The organism is Moraxella sp. CTOTU49803 (assembly GCF_032097965.1).
GTDB lineage: Bacteria > Pseudomonadota > Gammaproteobacteria > Pseudomonadales > Moraxellaceae > Faucicola > Faucicola tetraodonis.
Genome location: NZ_DAMCJP010000001.1, coordinates 345,985 through 372,937 on the forward strand (window position 1 = coordinate 345,985; position 26,953 = coordinate 372,937).

The following is a 26,953-nucleotide window of genomic DNA, read 5'->3' on the forward strand; positions in this document are numbered from 1 at the left end:
TTTTTCTCAGTTATTCCACTAGATTTTCTTGCTTGGCAAGGCTTTGGTGATTGGTTTGCCAAATGGTCAACAAAAAATCTTGGTCAATCACATGACTTTGCTGATGGTAGTGAAGCTGTTGTTGTAACCTGTCGTGGACTGTTTCGCCTGTCAGTTGAAACCCGTCAATCGGATAGCGCCAATGACAGGCTAAAATAACGCCATTGTCTGTCAATGCGGTATTGAGCCAAGCGATGACTTCGGTCAGTGCGTCAGGCGCCAAGTAGTATAAAATCTCACTGACCACAATCAAATCAAATCGCTCACTCGGCAAATCCTGCGGTATCAAACCTTGCACAACTTGCACATGCGCCTTTTTTTGCAGACGCTCACTGGCAAGTTTGACCGCCTCAAGTTGCCCATCCACACACCTCAAATAATCGCAGCGCTGGGCTAACTGCTCACTAAATACGCCATTGCTACAGCCCAGTTCAATCGCCTTGGCAAAATGTGGGTAGGGCAACAATGACAAGCAAATTGCGCGTTTTCGCACTTCATACCAGCGTTTTTCATATTGCCAAGGGTCTCTACTATCGGCATAAATTTGGGCAAAATACGCTGACACATCAGTCATGAAGATATACCTCAAACGGTTGGCTAAGCCTGGTTAATGTAGTATCTGACAAAATAGGCGCTGTTCCCGTTGTTGGGTCAGCATAGATTTGACTGCTAAAACAGCGCATGGCATAACTTTTTCGCTGCGCCTGCAATTCGCTTAAATCAAATCGCCATGCCTTGTGCCAGGGAATACGGCTATCGCCAGGTTTTGCCCAATGCCATGCCCAAATCAGCACTTGATAGCAGGTTAAATTTAACTGACTTTTAAATTCATGGGCAAAACGCTGTATCACTTGCCCAGTGCCTTCATGGTCGGGATGACCATCGTACGCAAATGGGGTGATCAAAATATCAGCGGGCTGAATCAGCGATGTTAACTTGTCAAAAAAATCCGCTTGTCGCCCAAAAACTTCACCATCAGGAAAATTTAAGCTCGTCATCGACACATTGGGCAAATCCAAACTGCTATCGAGCGTTTCAAGCGCAAGCTGGCTTTCAAGTGCTCGGATTTTTGCCAGTTTGTCGGTCGGATACAGCGGTGAGTTAGGGTGGCTTTTCTCGCCTTGGGTGACGCTAACAATCAATATTTGATTACCTTGAGCCACCAACCCTTGCAGCAGCCCGCCACAGCCCAAAATCTCATCGTCTGGGTGCGGCGCAAAAATACACACACGCCGATGGGTGGGAAAATGGGTCGATATATCCAGTCTGGTGAGACTGTCCAACCCTTGCCACGCTTGCCAATCTTGTGCAGATGTGCCGTCGCCTGCAATCAAACGGTCGCCCACAATCGGATGCAGTGGGGCGCGCTTAGAATCTACAGTTGCCATAATGCCCCTTGTGAATCGCCTAGCTGTTCGGCAGTCAATTTGCCAATCGCTTCACTGTCAAATGCGCCATGGGTTTGACGGATAAATACCGATAAATCTGCGGCTAGCCGTGCAAAATGGGCGTTTTTGCAATAAGGCGTTGCGCCCAAGGCTTTACCAACTTTTTCAAGTACTAGCATGGCGGTAGTCTCCACTTGCGCTCTTAAGATACGGATGGCAAGTGCATGACTTTGGCTAGGCTCACTATCGATTAATTGCGCAACCTGATGAAAGTACGCTTGGGTGACACTCAGTGCTTGCGACACTTCGCCAAGATAAAGTGCTTTAAAGGCTTGGGGTTTTTGCTGATAACTGTCCAATAAAAACTGTGCCAACTGCGCTGCCGCGCCATACCAACAAGCCGCTACCCCTGCCGCACCCTGCCAAAATCCTGGGCGGTCGAGATAAGGGCTGCTACCTTTGGCAATCGCATTTGACATGACTTGGATGGCGTTAGCGCCTTTTAGATGGAGCGTGGCTGTCGCCGTGTACGGCATACCTACCGCATACCAACCGCTGTCATCAATGGTGATTTGCGGTTGCTTCATGGCGACCATCAGTAATTGGGCGTTATTTTGGGCATCTCGGAAAATAACCAAGCCATGATCGACAAAGGTTGCACCCGAACACCACAGTTTTTGTCCCGTGCATGTTTCGCCATCAAAACGCAGTGGGTCATTACCACCTTCTGCTGCCCATACGGCCCATAGGCCTTCAGCGATATCGTCCACGCCCAATTCTGCCAGAATCGCCAATGCATCAAGATGCGACTCAAAAAATTTGACCAAGTTCAAATCACAAGCCGCAACCTGTGCCAATACTTGCCAGCGCTGTAAAGTATTACCGTCAGCAGGCAAGGCAATTTGAGCGGACAAAAGCACCAACTGCGACAAAGTTTGCTTTAATTGTGTGACATAAGCGGCATCACTTAGTTTAGGTGATGTATCAACCGTTCTGCGAAAGTCTTGCAAAATAGCGGTGATTAATTTACTCAAGTCCGATTGGTGATAGTCGGTAGGTAAAGCATGATCCAAAACTGGTGTCATTGTGAGTTTCTCATTGGCTGTTTTGTTGTCTATTTTATTATCTGTCTTATTGTCTGTTACATTGTTTATTTTATTGTCTCTTTCATTGGGTTATGGAGTTTTATCCATATGGGCTAAATCTGCCAAAAAATGCGCTCGCCACGTGTCAATATCGGTCTCATTGATGCTCTTTAGTAGCGATTGGTGACGTTGTTCCCGTTGTTGTTTGGTCATGGTCAATGCTTGGTATAAGCCCTCTATCATGCTGTCGTTGTTCGTAGGGTCGACCAAGATAGCTTGCTGAAGTTGGTGCGCTGCCCCCGCATTTTTAGACAAAATCAAAATCCCTGCGTTTTGTTCATCCTGTGCGGCAATATATTCTTTTGCCACCAAATTCATGCCGTCTTTTAGCGAATTAACCCAACAAATTTGGCATTGCCTAAATAAAGGCATTAAATTGTCATGACTGACTGGGTCTTCTTGATAGATAATCGGTTGCCAACTGGCAGTAGCAAATTGGCTATTGATTTGCTCAACGAGGGTGTGCACTTGTTGTCGTAACTGTTGATAAGTCTGAATATCGAGACGGGACGGGCAAGCAATTTGATACAGCTGAATTCGTTCAAGATATTGCGGATAACGCTGCAAAAAGGCGGCAAAAGCTTGTAAGCGTTCGGGAATGCCTTTGGTGTAATCCAGTCGTTCCACCGCTAGAATAGTGGTGATGGTTGAAGTGAGATTTTTTAACACAGCTTGGTCTGACAGCGGTTGACTGGCAAGTTCATGAATATAGACAGGATTGATACCAATCGGATAGGCTTGTATTAAGGTGGTATGATTGCCATGGGTAATGAGTGTACGCGCATTTGTTTGAGTAATCTGGATGGCGTGGGGGAGTAGCTGCTCAATCACCGCGACACAATTTTGAGCGTCTTGTTGGGTTTGTAATCCAACCACATCATAATCAAGTAATTGATTAATTAAAGTTTGACCATAAGTCAAAAAATCCCACACCCATAACTGGGGAAATGGAATATGCAAAAAAAAGCCAATGCGCTGTTTCATGCCTAAGTCACGGCAATGCCTTGCTACCGCAAAAAAATGATAATCTTGTATCCAAATCATATCGTCAGGCTGCGCAATTTGCTGTAGTTGTTTGGCAAACATACGATTGACAGCTTGATAAACGCTAAAATCTTCACTACTTGATACAATCAAATCCGTGCGGTCATGCATCCCCGCCCAAAGTCGATTATTGGCGTAACCACAATAATATTTTTCATATTGTATGGGTGAAAAAGCCGTCGTGACATAGGTGACTTTGTCATGCTGCTCAGTCGCAAATTGATTGACAGTATCGGGCATATCGCTGATATTTGTCACTACTTGACCGTTCCAACCGACCCAAATACCGCCATCTTTGGCAAGGGCTTCTTGAAGCGCTACTGCCAACCCCCCTGCCACAGCTTTAGGTGACTGTTTATTAGGTAAATTAACCCGATTCGATAACACAATCAACTTTGACATAGGGTCAATAATCCTTTAAGTAAATCGGTAACGGCTGAGACGTCGCTCACATAATAATGGGCATGGGTGGGTTCAAAACCGACTTTGACACCAATTCCTTTGATATCACTACCTTTCTTATTTGGTGTATCACCATAACTTTGTACGGCAATAAATCCTGCTTCATCGGTCACATCATCACCGATAAATATCGGACGGCAATGAGGGTGATAGTTTTTTAACACATGGTTAATGGCACTGCCTTTATCGACACCTTGCGGCAATAGCTCATACACACATTTGCCCGCTTTAAGTTGCCACTCCTTAAAATCATGCCCAATAGCTTGCATGATGGTTAAAGCGCTATCGGCAAGTTCGGGATGCTCACGAAAATGCAGTGCCACACCAAAAGGTTTTTGCTCAATTCGCCAGTGTGGACGATCACCAGTGGCGTTAATGACGCTTTGGTTAATTTGTTCTAGCTGCGCTAAATCGATGTCCACCAAAGAATAGCTATCGATTAGAGTATCGCATTGCAAACCGTGACTACCAATCACCGGTAGTTTCAACGGCGCTGTCAAACGTCTAGCATCAGCAACTGACCGCCCTGTTACCAGCCAAACGGGTAGATAGTTTTGTAACTCCGCTAAAATTGCTAGATTCTCATTGCTGATAAAACTTTGCTGGGGATCGGGGTGAAATTCACTAAGCGTCCCATCAATATCTAATAATAGCAACAAATCAGAAACCCCTTGCACAACTTTGGCTACATTATCGACCAAAAGTTGTGAGGGGCTAGTGATAGAATGATTAATCATGGTATAAAGGTGACTAACACTCATCTTATATTTTTACCATTTTATCATTCTAAATCTATCCATAATGAGGTAACATTATGGGGTCAAAATCACTTTTCGACACTCTTCTTCACGTTTTTCAAAGATTTCATAACCTTTTGCCGCATCTGATAGATTCATACGATGGGTAATAATCGCTTCAGGCGATAAATCCCCATTTTCAATATGTTCAAGCAGTTGTGGCAAGTATTTATGTACATGTGTTTGACCCATTTTAAAGGTTAATCCTTTGTCAAACGCATCACCCATCAAGAAACCATGAATCGGACCTGCATACACCCCAGGGATACTCACTGTACCACCACGACGTACCGCTGCCATACACTGACGTAATGCCGCGCCACTTGAGCCTTCAAGCTTGAGCGTAGTTAATACGGTTTCAACCACGCTGCCTTTTGATTCAAAACCAACAGCATCAATCACCGCATCGACACCACGATGCCCCGCAGTTTGCTCAATAATGGCTTCTGCGGCATCAACTTTATCAAAATTGACAGGAATCGCGCCATACGTATCTTGTGCATATTGCAAACGATAGTCATTGTGGTCAACGATAAATATTTGTGCCGCGCCTAACATTTTGGCACAGGCGGCTGATAACAAGCCTACAGGTCCTGCACCATAGATAGCCAAAGTCGAACCTTTGGTAACATTGGCATTCGTCACCGCTTGCCATGCAGTCGGCAAAATATCTGATAAGAATAACACTTTCTCATCAGGCAATGAACCTGGGACTTTAAAAGGGCCAAAATTGGCTTTTGGGACGCGCACATATTCTGCTTGTCCACCCGGCACACCACCGTATAAATGACTAAAACCGAACAATGCTGAAGGTGGTGGAATAAGCTTTTTGTTCATCGCCGCGCCTGGACCCTCATTGGTGGTCTCACAGGCTGCCATCAAATCATTTTGACAAAAAAAGCAGCTACCACAGGCAATTACAAAAGGTATCACCACGCGATCGCCTTTTTTTACCGCTGTGACGTCAGCGCCCACTTCTTCGACAACCCCCATAAATTCATGACCAAAAATATCGCCTTCTTCGGTCGCAGGGATTTTGCCACGGTATAAATGTAAGTCCGAACCACAAATGGCGGTAGCGGTAACTTTTAAGATAATATCATCTTTGGCTTGTAACTGTGGGTCGGGAACATTGTCGACTCGGACATCTTTGGCACCGTGGTAGGTTAATGCGCGCATGGGTATTACTCCTAGTTATTGTTTTGCTGTTGTTGTTTTTTGACTGTTATTTGACCAAATAAAGCAGCGCCACTGAACTAATATGTTATGGGGCGTTATCATTTGATGTTGTGCAGAGTAACATGCGCCATGCATGGTTGTTGTCTATTCATGTAGTAGATAGGTTAATGTAATGTAAGTAATCTTAAAATAAACCATTGAAAATATTATATAATTTTAATAATTGTCCATAAAATTTTAGTATCAATTTTTAGCTATGGCTTAAACTTTAGTTCGCGTAATTTTTTTAAAGATAATGGTCAAGGCAGCTGATAAAAAACCAAGGTGCTACTACGCTACTAATTTGCTACTAAAGTAAACGCATATCAGCCAACGACAAAAACTCAGTAAGTAAAACTGATTAGCCGTATCCCTTTGCAAGTTATACGATAAGCCAAAATTTGTTGGTTTATGAGTTTATCTACATTTTTACTGTCAATTTTTGACAGGTAACACGATGAATTTTGCAAGCTATTGACCCAAGTGATAATTAAGAATACAGCCATCATCAATCATCAAAAAAAACATTGTTAATTAAAAAAATTTAAAGATGGATATTGAAAAGATTTATCAAAACACCATATCAATTTTAGTTCAAAGCTAATTAGTTAAAATATAAAAGGAAAAATAATAATGCAATTTGATAAATTTACTAATGCCTTACAAAATGCGGTTCAGCAGGCACAAACGCTCGCTGTTACTCGTGATCATACCGCGATTGAGCCGATTCATTTATTGTCAGTGCTACTCAATGAACCGAGCAATGCCAATGTGTATGAACAGGCAGGCGCAAACTTAAATCAGTTAAAAACAGAGGTGCAACAATCGCTTAACAACCAAGCGGTGATTGGTACACCCACAGGTGATGTCAATCTCAGCCCAAATACGGCTAAGATTTTAAATCTAGCCGAGCGTCATGCGCAAAAAGCGGGCGATCAGTTTTTATCCACCGATTGGGTGCTGGTTGCCCTAGCAGAGACGGGTGACACCGCAAAACTGCTTGCAAAAGCAGGGGTCAATGAGCCAAAACTAAGACAAGTCATTAATTTTATTCGTGGGGGTGATAAAGTGGATACACAAAACAGCGAAGACCAACGTGATGCCTTAAACAAATATACCATCGATTTAACCGCACGTGCCGAATCGGGCAAACTTGATCCCGTGATTGGGCGTGATGATGAAATCCGCCGTACCATTCAAGTGTTGTCACGCCGTACCAAAAACAACCCGGTGCTCATCGGTGAGCCGGGTGTAGGTAAAACGGCCATTGTCGAAGGATTGGCGCAAAAAATCGTCAATGGTGACGTGCCAGAAGGCTTGCGCAACAAACGTGTATTATCGCTTGATTTGGGGGCACTGATTGCGGGCGCAAAATTCCGTGGTGAGTTTGAAGAACGCCTAAAAGCGGTACTTAACGACCTAGCAAAAAGCGAAGGGCAAGTCATTTTATTTATTGATGAAATTCATACCTTGGTCGGTGCCGGTAAAGCCGATGGCGCGATGGATGCGGGTAATATGCTCAAACCTGCGTTAGCGCGTGGTGAGCTGCACTGCGTGGGCGCGACTACCCTTGATGAATACCGCCAATATATCGAAAAAGATGCCGCCCTTGAGCGTCGTTTTCAAAAAGTATTGGTTGATGAGCCTACCGTGGAAGATACCATTGCCATTTTGCGCGGTCTAAAAGAGCGTTATGAACTGCATCATGGGGTCGATATCCAAGACAGTGCGATTATTGCCGCCGCGCAGATGAGCCATCGCTACATCACCGACCGCAAATTGCCCGACAAAGCCATTGATTTGTTGGATGAAGCAGCTAGCCGTCTAAAAATGGAACTTGATAGTAAACCAGAAGCCTTGGGCAAATTAGAAAGCCGTTTGATTCAGCTTAAAATGCAACGTGAAACGTTAAAACATGAAGATGACGAAGGCGCAAAATCACAGCTAAAACTGCTCGACACCCAAATCAGCGAGCTTGAAAAAGAATACGCAGATTTAAATGAAATTTGGCAAGCAGAAAAAGCCCTCGTTAAAGGTAGCCAACAGCTCAAAGACGAGCTTGATAAGGCGCGTATCGCCTATGAAAAAGCCCAGCGTGAAGGTGACTACGAGACCATGTCAAAACTGCAATACGAAACCATTCCACAACTGGAAAAACGTATTAAAGACTCTGACTTGGCTGAGCAAAAAGAGCAAGCAGGGCAAGCGCCAAGCGTCAAACTGCTACGTAACAAAGTCACCGAGAACGAAATCGCTGAAGTCGTTGCCGCTGCAACAGGCATCCCTGTTGCAAAAATGATGCAAGGCGAACGTGAAAAAATGCTGCACATGGAAGAAAAACTGCATGAGCGCGTAGTCGGTCAAGATGAAGCAGTACAAGCAGTCGCCAATGCGGTGCGCCGTAGTCGTGCTGGTCTTTCTGACCCCAATCGTCCTAGCGGTTCTTTCTTGTTCCTAGGTCCGACAGGCGTGGGTAAAACTGAATTGACCAAAGCGTTGGCAAGTTTCTTGTTTGATGATGAAAATGCCATGATTCGTATTGATATGTCTGAATTTATGGAAAAACACAGTGTCAGCCGTCTTGTCGGCGCACCGCCAGGCTACGTGGGTTATGAAGAAGGTGGGGTATTGACCGAAGCCGTACGCCGCCGACCCTACAGTGTGGTATTGTTTGATGAAGTAGAAAAAGCGCATCCTGATGTGTTTAATATCCTACTGCAAGTGCTAGACGATGGTCGCTTGACCGACAGCCAAGGTCGCATTGTGGACTTTAAAAACACCGTCATTATCATGACCTCAAATCTTGGTTCGCATAAAATCCAAGAAATGGCAGGCGATAGCTACGAAGAAATCAAAGCGGCAGTGATGAATTCAGTCAATCAGCATTTCCGCCCAGAGTTTGTCAACCGTATCGATGAAATCGTGGTGTTCCATCCACTTGGGCAAGAGCAAATGGCGGGTATTGCAGATATTCAACTATCACGTCTGCGTAAACGTCTTCAAGAGCGTGACATGGATATTGTATTGTCAGATGAAGCCATGACTCAATTGGTCGCTGTGGGTTACGACCCTGTGTATGGTGCAAGACCGCTAAAACGCGCTATCCAGCAGGAAATCGAGAATCCGCTATCAGTCAAATTGTTATCGGGTGAGTTTGTGGCGGGCGATACCATCAAAGTGGATGTCGATGCCGAAGGTAAATTGACCTTTGATAAATTACGCGTTAGCTAAGGTAGAAAATAAAAAACCGCTTTCAGATGAGAGCGGTTTTTTATTTTTAAAAATTTGCATAATCTTCTGTATTAGTTAGCTCTGCCCATCTGGCTGACAGAAACTTTGCATAGTTAATTGGATTCATGCCATAACTTCCCACAGCGAAACCTTCATTCACTTCAACAATATATAAATCTCCTTTATCTGTAATTCCAAAATCAATAGCATAGGCATTTGGGGCATTTTTAAAACTTTCAATCGCATTTTTTACGATAGATAAATCAATTTTTGAATCCCATGCTCCCTTATACTGTCGAACATCAATCAATTTACCATAACGTACAAAACATCGCCATTCAGTGACGAAACTCATGATTTCAGAACACCAAATTTCAAAATTATGTGAATCAACTATGCCGATTAAATCTGTTTGACTAGATATAATTTTGCCTGTAAAACGCTTTAAATCACCTTTTGGTTTGATGAAGATTGGTTTGGGGATTAGAATACTTAAAAGCTCATTCATTGAGCTTTGCCAAATTTCTCGACCAAAAAATGATTTTAAAGAATTTGGATAATCAATATTATCAGAGTGATAAGATATGCCAAGTTGCTCTAATCGAGTTTTAACGTCTTGAATGCCACTGATAATAACCACATCTGAAAGTTCATTTTGAATTTCACTAATATCTATAAATTTAATAGTTTCCCAACCGAGCTTATTAAAACCCTCATTTGCAATGTAAGTATTCACATTTATAAAATCATGCTTTTTATTGCATTTGATAAAAACTTTCATAGTCAAAACCTAATTTGTTAAATATCAGGTAATATATCGAAAAAGACCAATTTACGGTATAATCCGTTTCATTTTATTCGCAAAAATTATATAGGGAAAAACAAAATGTCAATCAAATCCGACCGCTGGATACGCCAAATGGCACAAGAGCATGGCATGATTGAGCCATTTGAAGCAGGTCAAGTACGTGTTGGCGAGCAGGGACAAAAATTGGTCAGCTACGGCACCTCAAGCTATGGTTATGATGTCCGCTGCGCGCGCGAATTTAAAGTATTTACCAATGTACATTCTGCCATCGTTGACCCAAAAAACTTTGATGAGCGTAGCTTTATTGATATCGTGGGCGATGAATGTATCATCCCGCCCAACTCATTCGCTTTGGCTCGTACTGTCGAGTATTTTCGTATTCCCCGCGATGTATTGACCATTTGTTTGGGAAAATCTACCTATGCGCGCTGCGGTATTATTGTCAATGTCACGCCGCTTGAGCCAGAATGGGAAGGGCATGTGACCTTAGAGTTTAGTAATACCACCAACTTACCTGCGCGTATCTATGCCGGCGAGGGCGTGGCGCAAATGCTATTTTTCCAAAGTGATGCCGATGATGTGTGCGAAACTTCCTACAAAGACCGTGGTGGTAAGTACCAAGGTCAAATGGGCGTGACTTTACCCAAAGCCTAAACGATAAGCAGTAAGCAGTAATATAGACCCACTTCGGTGGGTTTTATATTTTATGGCGATAAACTGTTAAACACTCAAATTTTACACGAGCTTACAACTGCTTTAAGTTTTCTATTTTTGAATATGTCATACTAACGATGCGCTAATACTATCGTTTTAAAATAATAATATCGCACATAAGAAGGATAACACCATGATTGAACTAAGTAATAACTATGTCGCCCTAAATTTGGCAAAATTTATCTATGAAGAAGAAGCCAAACGCAATCCAAATAAACACCAGCAAGAAATTGATATCAAAGAATATATTTTTGAGTTATATGAAGAGTGCGTCGCTGTCGTTGAAGAAAACGACTCAGCGGATTATGAATATGAAGACTTTGATTTTGATGAAAATGAATCGTTAGCAGATGACGATGACGATATACTTCGCTAACCTATTAATCCATAAAAAATCGGCTCAAGTGGCCGATTTTTTTATGTTTAAGTAGGGATTAAGCAATGGTTGCCGCAAAATAATCGCGGTCAAACGCTGTGATGGGTTGGCTCGTTGCTTTTACCATCGCAATATGCGCATCTAAACGCGGCAACATACGACCGACATAGTAGTCTGCTAATTTTGCTTTATTGGCATAGAAATCGCCTTCTTTGCCATTCGCCGCTTCAACCATCAAGCCAAACATATAAGCAAAGCTGACATAACCAAAGGCTTGTAAATAATCAACCGCACAGCCATTGATTTCGTCTTTGTTGACCGCTGCCGCTGCCACAACCGCTTTGGTTAAGTCTTCAAGTTTATCCGCTGATGTTAAAATCGCTTGTTTAATGGCATGGTCTGCGTTCATGTTATTGGCAAAATCACGCATTTCTTGCACATACGTTGTCACAAACGCACCGCCGTTTTTCACCACTTTACGACCTAATAAGTCAAGTGATTGGATACCATTGGTCCCTTCATAAATTTGCGAGATACGGGTGTCACGTACGATTTGTTCCATGCCCCATTCACGGATATAGCCATGACCACCAAAGCATTGCTGTGCATCAATTGACGCTTCAAGACCACGGTCGGTTAAGAATGCTTTAGCAACGGGCGTCAAAAGAGCAACGCGGTCATCAGCGGCTTTTCTTGCTTCAGCATCATCGGTATATTTGTTGGTATCAAGCTCTTTGGCGACATACATCGCAAAGCAACGTGAGGCCTCACTGATGGTTTTAGCGTTTAACAGCATACGGCGAACGTCGGCATGAAATACGATTGGGTCAGCGGCTTTGTTTGGCTCTTGGACACCGCTATCGGCGCGACCTTGGATACGATCAAGGGTATAAGCTGTAGCGTTTTGATACGCTAACTCAGCGCCACCGATACCTTGTAATCCCATCGTCAAACGCTCATAGTTCATCATGATAAACATGGACGCAAGACCGGTATTTTCTGCGCCTACCATAAACCCTTTGGCACCATCAAAGTTCATAACGCAAGTCGCCGACGCCTTGATACCCATTTTGTGCTCGATAGAGCCGCAGCTTACCGCGTTACGCTCGCCCAATGAGCCATCCGCATTCACGTGGAATTTGGGTACGATAAACAATGAAATCCCTTTTGAGCCTGCTGGGGCATCTGGGGTTTTTGCCAATACCAAATGGATGATGTTGTCCGCTAAGTCATGTTCACCTGCGGTGATAAAGATTTTGGTACCTGTAATATTGTAGCTACCGTCTTGGTTTGGCACGGCTTTGGTTTTGATGATACCTAAGTCGGTACCTGCGTGCGGTTCGGTCAAACACATCGTACCTGTCCACTCACCTGAGTAGATTTTTTCTAGGTAGGTTTGTTTTTGTTCTTCAGAGCCTGCGTTATAGATACACATACACGCGCCGCCCGATAGGTTTGGATAGAGCGCAAATGATTGGTTGGCGGTAAATACCATCTCTTCAGCGAGCATAGTCACCATTTTTGGCATGCCTTGACCGCCATGATTTGGATCGCCGCCCAAACCAATCCAGCCGCCTTGTGCATATTCGTCAAATGCTGCCTTAAAACCAGTTGGTGTTTTTACTTTGCCTTCACCCAGATATTGAGCCCCTTCTTCATCGCCCGAGCGGTTGATAGGCAGTAACGTGTTTTTAGCAAATTTTGACATTTCTTCTAAAATCATATTGACCGTGTCGCTGTCAACATGCGCTAACTGTTCATTTTTTTGCCAAAAATCGGCTGCATTGAATACATCATTTAAGATGAATTTCATGTCTTGAATTGGCGCATTATAAATAGGCATATTATTTCCTTTTATGGGTTAGCTCGTACTTCGAAATGAGACAAATCCTTAAATAGCTTTTGCTACCTAAGGATTGAATAAAAAATTATACTATCAATGATTCTATCATAATTTTATTACTACACTGGAAAGCTTAGTAAAAAATTAGAATTGGAATTCGTCAACTTCCATAGTCATGTATGGCTCAAGCCCTGTATCAATACGTTTGACGTAAGTTAAGGTGCGAGGCAATAGTTTTGCAAAGTAGAACTGAGCGGTTTTGATTTTCGCTTGATAGAATTTGGTCTCAGTGGTGTCACCTTGGAGCGCTTGCTGAGCGACTAACGCCATACGAGCCCATAGGTAAGCTAGGGTGATGTAGCCACTATAGTACATGTAGTCAACCGCCGCTGCACCCACTGCATCAGGGTTTTCAGTGGCTTGCATACCAATGCGAGCGGTCAAATCGCCCCATTCTTTATTCAGACGTGCTAGTGGACGAATGAATTCCCCCATCGCATCGTTGTCTTTGTTTTCTTCACAGAATTGATAAATGACTTTGCTAAAGTTAGCTAGCATTTTACCTTGTGAACCCAATACTTTACGACCTAACAAGTCAAGTGACTGGATTTCAGTGGTACCTTCGTATAGACAAGCGATACGCGTATCACGTACGTTTTGTTCCATGCCCCATTCACGGATATAGCCATGACCACCATATACTTGCACACCGTGATTGGCGGCTTCATAACCTGTTTCAGTTAAGAAGGCTTTGGCAATTGGGGTTAAAAAAGACAACATTTGGTCAGCGTAAGCTTTTGTTTCGCCTTCGCCTTTAGTTACCACATCAGAGAATTGTGATAGATAGTAGACTAGGGCACGACCACCTTCAGCAAACGCTTTACAAGTTAGTACCATGTTGCGTACTGCTGGATGGACGATGATTGGGTCAGCCACTTGTTCTGGCGCTTTTGCACCGCTTAATGCGCGCATCGCAAGACGTTCTTTGGCGTAGCTTAAGCCACCTTGGAAAGCCAATTCCGCCGCAGTCAGACCTTGAATCGCAGTACCAATACGGGCAGTGTTCATAAAGGTAAACATACAGTTTAGACCTTTGTTTTCAGGTCCAATCAAGTAACCTTTGGCTTTATCAAAGTTTAGTACCGCAGTTGCAGAGGCTTTGATACCCATTTTGTGTTCAATCGAACCGCAGGTAACGGTGTTACGCTCACCGATAGCGCCATCTTCGTTGACATTGAATTTTGGTACGATGAATAATGAGATACCTTTGGTACCTGCTGGCGCACCCGGTAAACGCGCTAGTACGATATGGACAATGTTGTCTGCCATGTCGTGTTCGCCGGCTGAGATAAAGATTTTTTGACCGGTGATAGCGTATGAACCGTCTTCATTGGGTTCAGCTTTGCTGCGGATAATACCTAAATCAGAACCTGCATGCGCTTCGGTCAGACACATGGTACCTGTCCACTCACCGCTGACAAGTTTTAATAAATATTTTTGTTTTTGTTCATCGGTACCGTGGTGTTCTAGCGTACGGATAGCCCCTTCAGATAGACCTGGATACATTGAGAAAGACCAGTTAGCGGCACCTACCATTTCATTGACCGCTGAACCCAATGACAATGGCATGCCTTGACCGCCAAATTCTTCATCGGCACATAAAGAAGGAAAGCCTAATTCACAGTATTGTTTATAGGCTTCTTTAAAGCCTTTTGGCGTATATACATTACCATTTTCAAAACGACAGCCTTCTTCATCGCCCGAACGGTTAAGGGGTGACAATTCTGCTTCAGAGAAGCTTGCACCTGCTTCTATGAAACTATCAATCGTTTCTTTATCCGTATGGGCATAGCTAGGAATGGTTTTGTAGTGATCTTCAAATTTTAATAATTCATGCATGACAAATTTCATATCACGAAGCGGTGCTTTATATTGCATACGATATCCTTGATTAGTGTTTTAAAAAGACAAAAAAACCTACCCTATTATTAAGGGTTTTATATTTCTAAGATAGGAAAATTTGGCAAAGGTGACAAGGTACTAACATGACTATAGGGTCATAAAAAAATCTAATTGGTCTAATTTAAACTTATAGCAAATAGTTTGGTTTATAGTTGGCTTTAAGCCACTCAGTGGTATCTTGACTAGACATGGGTTTAGCAAACCCAAAGCCTTGAATCAAGTCACAACCAAGACTACGCAGATATTCGATTTCTTCACAGTTAGACACCCCCTCAGCCAATGCTTGCATGGATAACGAGTGCGCCATCTCAATCACTGATTTGACAATCACTTGTTTTTTTGGGTCTTGTAAAATATCCATAATAAATAAGCGGTCAATTTTGAGCACATCAATCGGATATTTAATCAAATATTGCATCGCGGCAAAGCCTGTACCAAAGTCATCAATCGATATACTAAAACCATACTGGCGCAGTTTTGATAACATCGCTTGCGCTTTTACTTCATCTTGAATGTTGCAGACTTCGGTGATTTCAAAACTGATTAGTTGCGCAAGCCAACTATACTGCTGTATCGTCCCTTCAATAAACTCAATAAATTTGTCACTAATCAATTGGCGAGTATCAATATTGATACAGATGAGGCAGTTATAGCCCATCTCACGCCATGTCAAAATCTGCTCGATACAAACTAACACGATTTTTTCAAATAGCGGCTGCGATGACTTATCGAGCACCTCATCCAAAAAATCGTTGGGATAGAGAAGTCCAAGGGTGGGATGCTCCCAGCGCACCAGCGCTTCAAACATCGGCAAGTCAGGCTGTGCAAACTCTAACTTAGGCTGAAAATAGGGCAAAATTTGCTGTTTTAATAACGCATTTTTAAAGGCACTGAGCAAATGAATGTCTTTAAAATTGCCTTTTTGCTGGTTGGCATCATACCAAACACAATCTTCATCACTGATAAGCCGCGCATGTTTTAACGCCGTGTCTGCTTGCAATAGCAATGTCTGAGCATCTTGGGTATGGGTTGGGAAAACCGAAGCACCAATCGACAACCTTAAATAAATTGATTGGTTGTCTATGCTAAAAGGTAAGTCAAATAACTGTTTAAGCGCTGCCACGTAGTGATGCGCGGCATTAAGGTGTTGTACCGAAATCATCGCCGCAAAACTATCACCCCCAAACCGCGAAAAAGTGACTAAACTGGCACCCGAAATTTTTAAGGACTTTACCCGTTTGACAAAACCTTGAATCAGCGTATTGGTATTTTCAATGCCAAGGCTGATGTTAAAAGATTGCAATTTATCAATATTGATGCGTAGCAATATCCCCATACACTCACGCTGATTATCGGCTGCCTGGTAATAGTCAATACAGCTTTTTAATTTGTCATAAAAAGTATCGTAATTGGGCAGACCCGTTAATTCATCATAATTGTAGAGATGTAATGTGTGGCTAAGATGCGCATCTTTTTTGGTTAAATTGGTGAGTAACCCGACATACACCACCCGATTATCATCGACTTCACACACGGAGATATCTAGCCAAACCGCCACTTCAGGTAAATTGTGATAAGAAAGCACTAAATTGGTCGAAATTGATTGTCGATTATCCAGTTTGGTAATGATGGCGGCAATCGCTTGCTGTAAGTGTGGGGCGTAGGTCTTATACGGATAAAAATAAAACGGGCTACCTATCACCTGATCGCGTGGCAAGGCGGTAATGTTTAAAAATTGCTGATTGACACAGATAAAACGTAGCTGTTCATCAAGCATAAAAATGCCATCATGGATTTTTGAAAAAACTGAGGCAAACACCGCATTTTGATGTTCAAGCGAAATTTGTTGCTCAAAAAAATGGTTATCAACAATAAACCCATACTCACGTAACGCATCATGACACAACTTATTAGCACCCGCAAAGCAATCACGATGGTCTATCGGCATGACTGATTTTTTATTCGGTGGCATGATTATTCCTTTGCAAGGGTCAAAGTTTGATGTAGCGTCAACAATGAAGACAATGCAACGACAGGGGCTGTTTCAGTTCGTAGCACACGCTCGCCAATTTGCCAAGGGATAAAACCTCGCTCGATAGCTTGCGTTATTTCTTGCTCTGAAAACCCACCTTCGGCGCCAATAAGTAACCAAAATTGGGCTAAAGAACACTGTTTAAACTGGTTTGTTATATAGGGTAGTGGGTTGGGATATGGGGTATAGGGCGTGATGGGTTCAATCTCATTACGTTCAATATCTCTAAGCTCAATGTCATGACAAGATGTCACTACGCCACTGTCGTCAGGAGGCACGGCTAAAATTAATTTGGTCACGTTGGTAGAAGTGGGCACGCCTGCTGGCTCATCAATCCAGTCGCTAAAAGCTTTTGGTGCCAGTAAGTTTGGCACGATATTAAGCCCACATTGTTCACATGCCGATACCGCAACCTGCTGCCAGTGGGCGAGCTTTTTATCGGCTTGGTCTGCTTTTAGGCGTACTTCGCCATGTTGGCTTGTGAGCAGTTGAATCGATGACACCCCAAGCTCTGTGGCTTTTTGAATGGCATAATCCATGCGCTCGCCACGGCTCATCACCAAGGCAATGTTGACAGTAAATGGCAAAGCTCGATTTATTGGATTAAAATCGTTGATGGTAACGAGCGCTTGTTTTTTAGTGATATCCGTTAAAGTGACGGTATATTCACCACCTTGACCATCAAAAAACAACGCTTGCTCGCCGATACTTGCTCTTAACACTTTACACCAATGATGAAAAATATCTTCGGACAAAGGCACAGTGCTGCCAACTTGTAGCAAATTTGGTTGGTTATAAAAAAATCTACGCATAAATCATCTAAGTCAGTTTCACGATTCAGTTAAGTTGGTTAAAATGCCTACAAAAGTTGAATATTTTTTTGACGATAATCTCATGGATTATACGTTAAATATTAGCATTATAGGCATAAGCTGTGAATTTTAATACAATTTTTTATAATACAGTAAGAATTGAACTTTCGTAACAAATCCTAACTTTTGACGATGAATTATAATAAAAAATATTTATCTATAATTGGTTAATTAGTCAGTAACTTTCATGAGGCGTTAGTAAAGACGTTAAGGCAAATCAATGGCTTGCAACGAGCCTTTAGGTATTTTTGGGAGATTGTCACAAAGCTTTTGCAAACAATGATTTAATATGCCAAAGATGTGCCCAATCTCTGCCGGGGTCGTGCAATAAGGCGGAATAAGATAAACATGGTTGCCAATCGGGCGAATCATCACGCCTTGATCAAGGCATAAATTGGCAAAAGCTTTGCCCAAATTTTGAGAAAAATCCAAGGTAAAAGCTGCAATCATGCCGGTTTGACGTACAAACTTTATGGGTAAATTGGCATCAACTAATTGCTGCAAGCCATGCGCCATCGCTTGGATAAGGGATTGGTTGTGTAGCAAGACATTATCGCGTTCAAACAGTTCAAGCGACGCCAAAGCCGCGCTACAAGCCAATGGGTTGCCAGTAAAACTATGAGAATGTAAAAACCCTTTTTCCACTTTGTCATCATAAAATGCTTGGTAGACATCATCGGTTGTCATGACGCAAGACATTGGCAGATAGCCTGCCGTTAGACCTTTTGATAGACAGATAAAGTCAGGGCAATAATTTTCTTGTTTATCCGCATCTGCCAACGCCAGCATTTGCTCTACCGCAAACATAGTACCTGTACGACCAAAACCCACGGCAATCTCATCATATATCACATGGATGTGATAATGGTGCGCAAGTTTGGCAACGCCAAGCAAATAATTAGCAGAATACATCGCCATGCCAGCCGCCCCTTGTACCAAAGGTTCAAGGATAATGGCACAAATATCGCGGGATTTTTCTGTCAAGATGCGTTCTAGTGCATCCAAGCTTTTTTGCTCATGCAGCTGCGTTGGGATGGCGTCAGGGCTGAAAATATGCGCGGGGGAAGGAATACGAATTTGACTGACAATCAAATCTTTGTATTGCTCACTAAACAGCGGGATATCTGTCACCGCAAGACTGCCAACGGTTTCACCGTGATAACCGTGTTCCAAGGAGATAAATTTGGTTTTTTGCGTTTGCCCTGATTGCTGCCAGTACTGCAAACTCATTTTAAGCGCGACTTCCACCGCCCCTGAGCCACTGTCGGCAAAAAAAGCTTTGGTTAGTGATTTGGGCGTGATGGCAACCAATTTTTCTGCAAGCGTCAGAATGGGTGGGTGAGTGACACTAGCGATTAAAGTATGCTCAAGCGTATCGAGCTGCTGTTTTATTTTTTCGTTGATAAAGGGATGGCAATGTCCATGTAAATTGACCCACCATGAGCTAATCATATCGTAATAGGCGTTACCGTCCTGATCATATAATTGATTGCCTTGAGCTTTGACGAGGTGGAGTGGGGGATTGTTTTCAAGGGCTTGCATCTGTGTGCAAGGGAGCCATAACGCGTTATTCATAAGGGTCTCAAAATTTTTTGTCACATTGTAGCACTTTTGACCCAAGAAAAAAGGCTTGAAATCGCAAGCCTTCTAATGCTATGAGTGATAATAGTAATGATAGGAACGCTTAATAAATGAAATGCTTGATCAGCGGTTGAAGCAATCGCAATATCCATTGAGCTAAAACCATATTTTATCCCAACTTGGTTTAATACCGGCGACTTTTTTATCGTGATAGATCGATAGTATTGCAGCAATGCTTGCACGGGAAGCGGCTAGACAGGGTAGTAAAGCGGGAAGTCAAGAATAAAACATAACCAACGGTTTGGTGAAGGTATCAGCCATATCGAAAAAGCCTTGCAGCGGCTTTTTCAACGAAAAATTCATGATTAGGGGAAAATTGACGGTTAAGCAAAAATTGATGGTTACCGATTAGACAGTACCTCTAAATGTTGGTGAATCGAGAGGTTATCTGGCATTAACTCAATCAACCTTTCTATAGCGTCGCTAGCATCGGGGCAATTTGACAAATGCATGAGTAATAAATCAACCTGATCTGAATGATATATGGCTTGGCTCAAGCGAGCTTCCAAACAGGTGCGCCAGGTGCATAAAAAAGGGCTTTCAGTTTTGCTAAAAAATATGCCGGTATACAATTTGATGGCCGCTTCTAAATAACCAGCATTTAATGATTGTTCAACCCGCAAAAAATCACCATCAATAGGCATTAATAGTCGGTACGGACGAGAACCTAATAAACCAGTAAGCGTATCACGTAACTGCGACATTTCAGTCTTTAGCGTACCTTGTGACACTTTACGCTCACCATAGATCGCTTGGTGTAAGGCATCTAAGCTCATGCCTTGGGGACAAAGTGCTAACACTGTCAATATCTCGACTTGCCGAGGGGTCAGCCGCAAGGTTTTGCCATTAAATATAACGCTGGGTTCATTAAATCCTTGAATATATAAATACTGTCTTTGACACTCATTCAAAGCGGATTGTAAAATACTGGCACAGCGTTCAGCAGCAAATATGCCAAAATTATTGTGATTCTGCCAAGTCGTCGATAAATCCAGTACGCCAATGACCTGCTTGGTATGCGGTTCAATGATAGGCGTGGCGTAACAGACCCATTCGTGAACCGAAGGCATATAGTGTTCATTGGAAAAAACACAAGTTGATTGCTGCGTTTTTAATGATAAAGCGAGCGCATTTGTGCCAACTTGGCTTTCCCCCCAGCATCCGCCTTCGATGAAGTTAACCGCTTCTGCCGCTTTTTGCATAGACTTGCTGGCAGTCGTCCAGATAATCGTACTACCGATATCAGCCACAGCCATCACCATGGAGGATTGCAAGGTGATATGTTGTAATTGAGTTTGACAGTAGCCTAAGGCTTTTTTTAGATAATAGGATTGCTCGCTTTTGATGATGTTAAGGGGTGCTTGTTGGCGCTCTTTTGGAATGTTAGCACTGTCTGAGCGATGCCATGACTGAACAATACTTTGTTGGATAAGATCTGCATTATTATCGGTAAAGGTAATGTTAAAACGCCTCTTATCAATCCGATGCCTTTGCTCTAACAGTCTATTTTTATTCATATTTTAAAATATCCTAATGCACTAACCAATCCTTGGTTTTTAAAATAAGCTATCCTAAATAGTATAGTGTCCATCCCTGATTGTAAAGGATAATTAAACACCTACCTTTTACCTACCATTTCTGTAATAATATGAATTTGTAAACCCCAACTGCACGAAGCAGTTTATCTACCAACTGACAAAAGGAAATGTCATTATGCGTTATGCTGACCCTAATACTGACGGTGCTAAAATCAATTTTAAAGAAAAGTATGACAACTTTATTGGCGGCCAATGGGTTGCGCCGGTTAAAGGTGAGTACTTTGATAACATCTCACCCGTCAACGGCAAGCCCTTCGCCAAAGTCGCCAAATCAAGTCCAGAAGACATTGAACTTGCACTTGATGCTGCCCATACTGCTAAGACTAAGTGGAATGCGGCTTCACCCACAGAGCGCTCTAATCTATTATTAAAAATCGCGGATCGCCTTGAGCAAAATATTGAGTTATTGGCGGTAGCTGAAACATGGGAAAACGGTAAACCCATCCGTGAAACCTTAGCGGCGGATATACCACTTGCCATTGACCATTTTCGCTACTTTGCCGGTGCGATACGCGCGCAAGAAGGCGGTGTTTCACCCATTGATGATGACACTGTCGCTTATCACTTTCATGAACCTTTAGGTGTGGTTGGACAAATCATTCCCTGGAACTTTCCAATTTTAATGGCTACCTGGAAAATAGCGCCTGCACTAGCTGCGGGTAACTGCATCGTCTTAAAACCCGCCGAACAAACGCCTGTCAGCTTATTGGTGCTTGTTGAATTAATTCAAGATTTGCTACCAGCAGGTATTTTAAATATCGTGAATGGGTATGGCGAAGAGGTGGGTAGTCATTTAGCTAGAAGCCCACGCATCTCAAAAATTGCCTTTACTGGTTCAACCCCTGTCGGTCAGCTTATTATGAAGTATGCGACAGAGAATATTATTCCAGTTACTTTAGAATTAGGTGGTAAATCACCCAATATTTTCTTTGCCGATGTCATGGATAAAGAAGATGATTACCTAGAAAAAGCGCTTGAAGGTTTTACTATGTTTGCGCTCAATCAAGGTGAAATATGTACCTGTCCTTCGAGAGCATTAGTGCATGAAAGTATCGCCGATGCCTTTTTGGCCAAAGCCGTAGAACGGGTAAAACGTATTAAAACAGGTCATCCATTGGATACGGAAACCATGATTGGTGCGCAAGCCTCTCAGGAACAACAAGACAAAATCTTAGGCTGTATTGCTACAGGTAAACAAGAAGGCGCCGAGCTTTTAACTGGTGGTAATGCAAGACATGAGGTGGGTGAAGGCTATTATATCGAGCCGACGATTTTTAAAGGCAAGAATGATATGAAAATCTTCCAAGAAGAGATTTTTGGCCCAGTATTGTCTGTGACAACTTTCAAAGACTTTGATGATGCTATGCGTATTGCCAATGATACCATGTTTGGGCTAGGTGCTGGCGTGTGGGCACGTAGTGGCAATACTGCTTACCGTGCAGGGCGTGGCATTGAAGCTGGGCGAGTATGGACAAACTGTTACCACATTTATCCAGCCCATGCCGCATTTGGTGGTTACAAGAAATCAGGCATCGGGCGTGAAAACCACAAAATGATGTTAGAGCATTACCAAAATACCAAAAATTTACTGGTCAGCTATTCTGAAAAACCGATGGGCTTTTTCTAGAATTTGATAGGTCATAAACAACAAAAACCGCTCTCATAGAGTGGTTTTTTTATCGAAAATAAAAAGTATCAATATTAAATTCATTTACCATCGCTCAATCAACCCCTCATCATAAGCGGTTATTGCGCCATGAAGTTGATAAATTTAATGCACTTAGTGGCGCACTTAGTTTAAAAAACTTGTAGTTTAGCCATAAAATCTTAGCATTTACCAAAATAAAAAAATTCCATAGAGATGCTAAGGTTGACTATTTACTGTCAGCCTATCAAGTCAAAGTACTAAAATCTACTAAACAGTCTCGATTGATATCTTGAATTCGGTTTGCACTGGTCAATGTCATTGCCACGCGCATTTCTTTGTCTATCAAGTTGAGTAAATTGGTCACTCCAGCCTCACCATCGGCTGCTAACGCATAGATAAATGCACGTCCTAACATACATAAATCCGCTCCCAATGCCAGCATTCTCACCACGTCTAAGCCATTACGGATACCCGAATCGACCAAGATTTTGATATCACCTTTAACAGCATCGGCAATTTTGGGTAGGGCAGTGGCGGTTGACATTACCCCATCAAGCTGACGTCCACCATGATTGGAAACCACGATACCATCAGCACCAAAACGTACCGCATCTTTGGCGTCTTGTGGGTCAAGAATACCTTTGATGACCATAGCGCCATCCCAAAAATCACGAATCCATTCTAAGTCTTTCCAAGAAATCGAGGGATCAAAGTTATTACCGAGCCAACCGATATAATCCTCTAAGCCAATCGCTTTACCAAGATATTTAGAGACATTACCCAGGTCATGGGGTCTACCCAGTAATCCCACGTTCATTGCCCAGTGCGGATGGGTGCATGCTTGCAGATAGCGACGCATGGCGGCATTGGGTCCACTCATGCCAGAGTGCGCATCGCGATATCTCGCCCCTGGGACAGGCATATCGACGGTAAACACCAGCGTTGAACAGCCTGCCGCTTTGGCGCGCTCTAGCACATTTTGCATAAACTTACGGTCACGCAACACATACAGCTGAAACCACATAGGGCGATTGATTTTTGGGGTGACTTCTTCGATAGGGCAGACTGATACCGTTGACATGGTAAATGGAATGCCTTTTTTATCGGCAGCCATGGCTGCTTGGACTTCACCACGGCGAGCATACATACCTGTTAAACCCACCGGCGAGAGTGCTACAGGCAAAGACAGCTGCTCACCAAAAATCTCAGTGGATAAATCAAGCTGCGTCATGTCTTTTAGGACCCGCTGACGTAAGGCAATACTTGATAAGTCTTCAACATTACGTTTTAGGGTGTATTCTGCATACGCGCCACCATCAATGTAGTGGAATAAAAAGGGGGGTAAACGGCGGCGAGCCGCTTCTCGGTAATCATTGGCAGAAGAAATAATCATAATATCCCTATCTTAACTATGTTATTAATGGTAAAAATAGCCACGTGCATTCAAAACTATTTACACTAAGATACGTTTATAAAATGCGCCTGCATTAACAGGCATCAGTATTAAAAAGCATCTGTATTAAAAAGCATCAGTGGCCAACCGGGAAACTCGCTGTCTGCGAGCCGTTGCCTCATCAATCTTGGCAACCTGTTTTATCACAAACTCAATATGCTCACCCACGGCTTTGCGAGCTAATTCACTATCACGCGCGATAATCGCATTCATCATTGCCATGTGCTGCGTATGTAGGGTTTCAAAGCCATAATGCTCGGTGTAAATTTTTCGCCGAGCTAATACCACGTTATGTCTCATTAGGTGAAAAACATTTTTCATCATCTGCAACAATACCGCATTTTGGGAAGCTTCAGCAATCGCTAAATGAAAATTGGCATCGGCAATAGCGGCTTGTTCGGTATCGCCATGCGCTTGACTGTTTGCTAACTGCTCGTAGTAAAAGCGGATTTTTTCAATGTCTTGTTTGCTGGCTCTTTGGGCAGCGTACCAGGCTGTACCGCTTTCTAGTACAATTCTTGCTTCTTGCACATCTAGACGATACAGGGGATCGGCATCTAATAACGGGGTTAGTGTCTGTAATATCAGATTATCAGACAGCGCCACAAGGGGTTGGCTCTGTTTGATCTTTTGCACATCTTTGACAAACGTTCCCGCCCCGATACGGCTTTCAGTAATACCGATACTATTCATCTGCTGTATCGCTTCACGCAGTGCGGTACGAGATACGCCTAATCGCTCACACAAATGGCGCTCGGCAGGTAATCTATCGCCATTTTTTAGCCCTTCACGGTCTATTAGCGAAATTAATTGTTCAATAACCTGCGTTGCAACCTTCATACCTTACCCATCATTATCCGTGTGGAATCATCCAAGGCAGAACATACGCTTGTAGCGTAATGAGCGCGCCCATCATAATGGTAAAAATAATACTATGTTTGACGGTAAATCTGAACAAATCCGATTCTTTACCAACCAAACCTGTGGCGGCACAGGCAATGGCAATGGATTGGGGAGAAATCATTTTACCGGTCACCCCACCTGAGGTATTGGCTGCCACTAACAACACCTCAGGCACACCAATTTGCTGAGCGGTGGTGGCTTGAAGAGCGGCAAATAACGCATTGGCTGAAGTGTCTGAACCGGTCAAAAATACCCCTAACCAACCCAAAAATGGTGAAAAGAAGGTAAAAGCTTTGCCCGTGTGCGCCAATGCTAACGCTAATGTAGCAGACAACCCCGAATAATTGGCGATAAACGCAAACGCCAACACCATACCAATAGAATAAATCGGGGTGCGTAGTTCTTTAACGGTCTCGCCAAACGTCGCTAACGCTTCTTTAGGACGCATTTTTAGCATCACGATAGAGATAATCGCCGCGAGCACGATGGCAGTACCCGTTGCCGAGAACCAATCAAATTTATAAATTGCGGCATAGTCGGTAATTTTGGTGACGACTGGGGGTAATTTTTGTACTGCATTGTGCAAATACGGCACATTGATACTCATCACCATATCGACCAACGCCCCATCAGGATGACCATCTTTGCCTTTGACAAACAAATCTTTAAACGGCTTAATACTCCATAACGACACCATCGCTGTCAAAATGGCAAACGGCATCCAAGCTTTGATGATTTGAGCGGGCGAGTAATGGGTGGTTGGCAACGGTGCTGATACGCTTGTGGTATCACCCATCTGATTTTTGCCATCGACTTGATTTTCAAAACGGAACACATGCTTGGGCTGCCACACTTTAAATAGCAACGTCAAACTAATTAACGAGGCAATAGCAGCGGTAATATCAGGCAACTCAGGTCCAATGTAGTTTGAGGTCAAAAACTGCGCAATAGCAAATGACCCACCACCGACCACAATCGCTGGGAAGGTTTCACGAACCCCTCGCCACCCATCCATAATCGCCATAATCCACACTAATACAATCGGCACAATAAAAGGCAACTGACGGCCGACCATTTGGCTGATGGCATGGGTTTCTACCCCAGATACTTGTCCTGCCACAATGATTGGAATTCCCATCGCACCAAAGGCAACAGGGGCAGTATTGACGATGAGGCAAAGTCCAGCGGCATATAAAGGCTTAAACCCTAATCCTACCAATAATGCTGCCGTGATTGCCACAGGGGCACCAAAGCCTGCTGCGCCTTCCAAAAAAGTACCAAAAGCAAACCCGACCAATAACATCTGTAAGCGTTGGTCTTCGGTCAGCGATAAAATACTGGAGCGGATAATATCAAATTGCCCTGTTTTTACCGTGACTTTGTATAAAAATACCGCCCCGATAATAATCCAGGCGATGGGCCAAAGCCCATAGAAGAATCCATAAATCGCTGATGATAATGCTAACGTCACCGGCATTTGATATAAAAATAGGGCAACAAGCAGCGCCAAAACAACGGTAATAGTGCCTGCAACACTACCTTTTAAACGAAATACCGCCAAGGCTAGAAAAAAGAAGATAATTGGGATAAGGGCAATGGCACTTGAAAGCCAAATATTGCCCATGGGATCATAAATTTGTTGCCAATGTTGCATCATTATTTCCTCCGTGAAATAATTGGTATTACCAAAATAGTCGAGGTGTCATTAATGGGTGAAATAATAAAGAATATTACACCTTAATTCAATTAAATTCAAAAAAAACAGCGATATTTATAAGG

Annotated in this window: 20 protein-coding genes; 4 read left to right on the forward strand and 16 right to left on the reverse strand. The window is 43.0% G+C overall.

The window, feature by feature from the left end:
- Positions 1–10: 10 nt before the first annotated feature.
- The 6 genes from RT422_RS01595 to RT422_RS01620 form a co-directional block, all read right to left on the reverse strand.
- The gene (locus tag RT422_RS01595) at positions 11–613 is read right to left on the reverse strand and encodes a class I SAM-dependent methyltransferase (RefSeq protein ID WP_284034475.1); all 603 of its coding nucleotides are present in this window, start codon (positions 611–613) and stop codon (positions 11–13) included.
- Positions 606–1,427: a PIG-L family deacetylase gene (locus tag RT422_RS01600; RefSeq protein WP_313421058.1), complete on the reverse strand. Its 822-nt coding sequence runs from the start codon at positions 1,425–1,427 to the stop codon at positions 606–608. The genes RT422_RS01595 and RT422_RS01600 overlap by 8 nt, the downstream gene beginning before the upstream one ends.
- Positions 1,415–2,512, reverse strand: coding sequence for an acyl-CoA dehydrogenase (locus tag RT422_RS01605; RefSeq protein ID WP_313421059.1), 1,098 nt, complete (start codon positions 2,510–2,512; stop codon positions 1,415–1,417). Before RT422_RS01605 ends, RT422_RS01600 begins: the two co-directional genes overlap by 13 nt.
- 90 nt (positions 2,513–2,602) lie before the next feature.
- A complete protein-coding gene (locus RT422_RS01610; RefSeq protein WP_313421060.1) occupies positions 2,603–4,018 on the reverse strand; it encodes a trehalose-6-phosphate synthase in 1,416 nt (471 codons plus the stop codon).
- Positions 4,006–4,839 carry a trehalose-phosphatase gene (gene otsB / locus RT422_RS01615; RefSeq protein ID WP_313421062.1) on the reverse strand — a complete coding sequence of 278 codons (834 nt, stop codon included), beginning with the start codon at positions 4,837–4,839 and terminating at the stop codon, positions 4,006–4,008. The genes RT422_RS01610 and otsB overlap by 13 nt, the downstream gene beginning before the upstream one ends.
- A 51-nt stretch (positions 4,840–4,890) precedes the next feature.
- On the reverse strand, positions 4,891–6,054 hold the full coding sequence (locus RT422_RS01620) for a zinc-dependent alcohol dehydrogenase (protein WP_312384567.1): 1,164 nt from the start codon (positions 6,052–6,054) through the stop codon (positions 4,891–4,893).
- 672 nt (positions 6,055–6,726) lie between these two features.
- On the opposite strand from RT422_RS01620, the gene clpB reads away from it, so the two are divergent.
- Positions 6,727–9,324 carry an ATP-dependent chaperone ClpB gene (gene clpB, locus RT422_RS01625; protein WP_313421063.1) on the forward strand — a complete coding sequence of 866 codons (2,598 nt, stop codon included), beginning with the start codon at positions 6,727–6,729 and terminating at the stop codon, positions 9,322–9,324.
- A gap of 46 nt (positions 9,325–9,370) precedes the next feature.
- Here the strand turns inward: clpB and RT422_RS01630 are convergent, their stop codons facing one another.
- Entirely contained in the window at positions 9,371–10,105 is a 735-nt protein-coding gene (locus tag RT422_RS01630; protein WP_313421064.1) for an ATP-grasp domain-containing protein, read from the reverse strand.
- A 105-nt stretch (positions 10,106–10,210) separates the two neighbouring features.
- Here RT422_RS01630 and dcd point away from each other — a divergent pair, with 105 nt between their 5' ends.
- Together dcd and RT422_RS01640 are read left to right on the forward strand one after the other, a co-directional pair.
- Entirely contained in the window at positions 10,211–10,786 is a 576-nt protein-coding gene (dcd, locus tag RT422_RS01635) for a dCTP deaminase (RefSeq protein ID WP_007116249.1), read from the forward strand.
- Positions 10,787–10,979: 193 nt separating this feature from the next.
- Entirely contained in the window at positions 10,980–11,222 is a 243-nt protein-coding gene (locus RT422_RS01640; protein ID WP_313421065.1) for a hypothetical protein, read from the forward strand.
- A gap of 58 nt (positions 11,223–11,280) precedes the next feature.
- Here RT422_RS01640 and RT422_RS01645 read toward each other — a convergent pair whose 3' ends face one another.
- From RT422_RS01645 to RT422_RS01670, 6 genes are all read right to left on the reverse strand, one after another.
- Positions 11,281–13,065, reverse strand: a complete 1,785-nt coding sequence (locus RT422_RS01645) for an acyl-CoA dehydrogenase C-terminal domain-containing protein (RefSeq protein ID WP_313421066.1) — start codon at positions 13,063–13,065, stop codon at positions 11,281–11,283.
- A 144-nt stretch (positions 13,066–13,209) separates the two neighbouring features.
- Positions 13,210–15,003, reverse strand: coding sequence for an acyl-CoA dehydrogenase C-terminal domain-containing protein (locus RT422_RS01650; RefSeq protein ID WP_284034481.1), 1,794 nt, complete (start codon positions 15,001–15,003; stop codon positions 13,210–13,212).
- A 151-nt stretch (positions 15,004–15,154) separates the two neighbouring features.
- On the reverse strand, positions 15,155–16,999 hold the full coding sequence (locus tag RT422_RS01655; RefSeq protein ID WP_313421067.1) for a putative bifunctional diguanylate cyclase/phosphodiesterase: 1,845 nt from the start codon (positions 16,997–16,999) through the stop codon (positions 15,155–15,157).
- A 2-nt stretch (positions 17,000–17,001) separates the two neighbouring features.
- Positions 17,002–17,871, reverse strand: a complete 870-nt coding sequence (locus RT422_RS01660) for a 16S rRNA (uracil(1498)-N(3))-methyltransferase (protein WP_284034483.1) — start codon at positions 17,869–17,871, stop codon at positions 17,002–17,004.
- 267 nt (positions 17,872–18,138) lie between these two features.
- A complete protein-coding gene (bioA, locus tag RT422_RS01665; protein ID WP_284034484.1) occupies positions 18,139–19,530 on the reverse strand; it encodes an adenosylmethionine--8-amino-7-oxononanoate transaminase in 1,392 nt (463 codons plus the stop codon).
- A gap of 383 nt (positions 19,531–19,913) precedes the next feature.
- The gene (locus RT422_RS01670; protein ID WP_313421069.1) at positions 19,914–21,089 is read right to left on the reverse strand and encodes a transcriptional regulator; all 1,176 of its coding nucleotides are present in this window, start codon (positions 21,087–21,089) and stop codon (positions 19,914–19,916) included.
- Between the two features lie 196 nt (positions 21,090–21,285).
- On the opposite strand from RT422_RS01670, the gene RT422_RS01675 reads away from it, so the two are divergent.
- On the forward strand, positions 21,286–22,797 hold the full coding sequence (locus RT422_RS01675; protein ID WP_313421071.1) for an aldehyde dehydrogenase family protein: 1,512 nt from the start codon (positions 21,286–21,288) through the stop codon (positions 22,795–22,797).
- A gap of 265 nt (positions 22,798–23,062) precedes the next feature.
- Here the strand turns inward: RT422_RS01675 and lldD are convergent, their stop codons facing one another.
- The 3 genes from lldD to lldP all read right to left on the reverse strand — a co-directional run bounded on the left by lldD (position 23,063) and on the right by lldP (position 26,831).
- Positions 23,063–24,211: an FMN-dependent L-lactate dehydrogenase LldD gene (lldD, locus tag RT422_RS01680; protein ID WP_138019086.1), complete on the reverse strand. Its 1,149-nt coding sequence runs from the start codon at positions 24,209–24,211 to the stop codon at positions 23,063–23,065.
- Between the two features lie 126 nt (positions 24,212–24,337).
- Positions 24,338–25,111, reverse strand: a complete 774-nt coding sequence (locus tag RT422_RS01685; RefSeq protein ID WP_313421072.1) for an FCD domain-containing protein — start codon at positions 25,109–25,111, stop codon at positions 24,338–24,340.
- Positions 25,112–25,124: 13 nt separating this feature from the next.
- A complete protein-coding gene (gene lldP / locus RT422_RS01690) occupies positions 25,125–26,831 on the reverse strand; it encodes an L-lactate permease (RefSeq protein ID WP_313421073.1) in 1,707 nt (568 codons plus the stop codon).
- Between the last annotated feature and the right edge of the window lie 122 nt (positions 26,832–26,953).

Bases quoted from the DNA above. Each gene is read 5' to 3' on its own strand.
- RT422_RS01650 (WP_284034481.1), bottom strand. From the start codon at position 15,003: ATGCAATATAAAGCACCGCTTCGTGATATGAAATTTGTCATGCATGAA.
- RT422_RS01675 (WP_313421071.1), top strand. From the start codon at position 21,286: ATGCGTTATGCTGACCCTAATACTGACGGTGCTAAAATCAATTTTAAA.
- lldP (WP_313421073.1), bottom strand. From the start codon at position 26,831: ATGATGCAACATTGGCAACAAATTTATGATCCCATGGGCAATATTTGG.
- RT422_RS01610 (WP_313421060.1), bottom strand. From the start codon at position 4,018: ATGTCAAAGTTGATTGTGTTATCGAATCGGGTTAATTTACCTAATAAA.
- lldD (WP_138019086.1), bottom strand. From the start codon at position 24,211: ATGATTATTTCTTCTGCCAATGATTACCGAGAAGCGGCTCGCCGCCGT.
- RT422_RS01640 (WP_313421065.1), top strand. From the start codon at position 10,980: ATGATTGAACTAAGTAATAACTATGTCGCCCTAAATTTGGCAAAATTT.
- RT422_RS01660 (WP_284034483.1), bottom strand. From the start codon at position 17,871: ATGCGTAGATTTTTTTATAACCAACCAAATTTGCTACAAGTTGGCAGC.
- RT422_RS01605 (WP_313421059.1), bottom strand. From the start codon at position 2,512: ATGACACCAGTTTTGGATCATGCTTTACCTACCGACTATCACCAATCG.
- RT422_RS01630 (WP_313421064.1), bottom strand. From the start codon at position 10,105: ATGAAAGTTTTTATCAAATGCAATAAAAAGCATGATTTTATAAATGTG.
- RT422_RS01595 (WP_284034475.1), bottom strand. From the start codon at position 613: ATGACTGATGTGTCAGCGTATTTTGCCCAAATTTATGCCGATAGTAGA.
- dcd (WP_007116249.1), top strand. From the start codon at position 10,211: ATGTCAATCAAATCCGACCGCTGGATACGCCAAATGGCACAAGAGCAT.
- RT422_RS01620 (WP_312384567.1), bottom strand. From the start codon at position 6,054: ATGCGCGCATTAACCTACCACGGTGCCAAAGATGTCCGAGTCGACAAT.
- RT422_RS01600 (WP_313421058.1), bottom strand. From the start codon at position 1,427: ATGGCAACTGTAGATTCTAAGCGCGCCCCACTGCATCCGATTGTGGGC.
- RT422_RS01670 (WP_313421069.1), bottom strand. From the start codon at position 21,089: ATGAATAAAAATAGACTGTTAGAGCAAAGGCATCGGATTGATAAGAGG.
- RT422_RS01645 (WP_313421066.1), bottom strand. From the start codon at position 13,065: ATGCCTATTTATAATGCGCCAATTCAAGACATGAAATTCATCTTAAAT.
- otsB (WP_313421062.1), bottom strand. From the start codon at position 4,839: ATGAGTGTTAGTCACCTTTATACCATGATTAATCATTCTATCACTAGC.
- clpB (WP_313421063.1), top strand. From the start codon at position 6,727: ATGCAATTTGATAAATTTACTAATGCCTTACAAAATGCGGTTCAGCAG.
- RT422_RS01655 (WP_313421067.1), bottom strand. From the start codon at position 16,999: ATGCCACCGAATAAAAAATCAGTCATGCCGATAGACCATCGTGATTGC.
- RT422_RS01685 (WP_313421072.1), bottom strand. From the start codon at position 25,111: ATGAAGGTTGCAACGCAGGTTATTGAACAATTAATTTCGCTAATAGAC.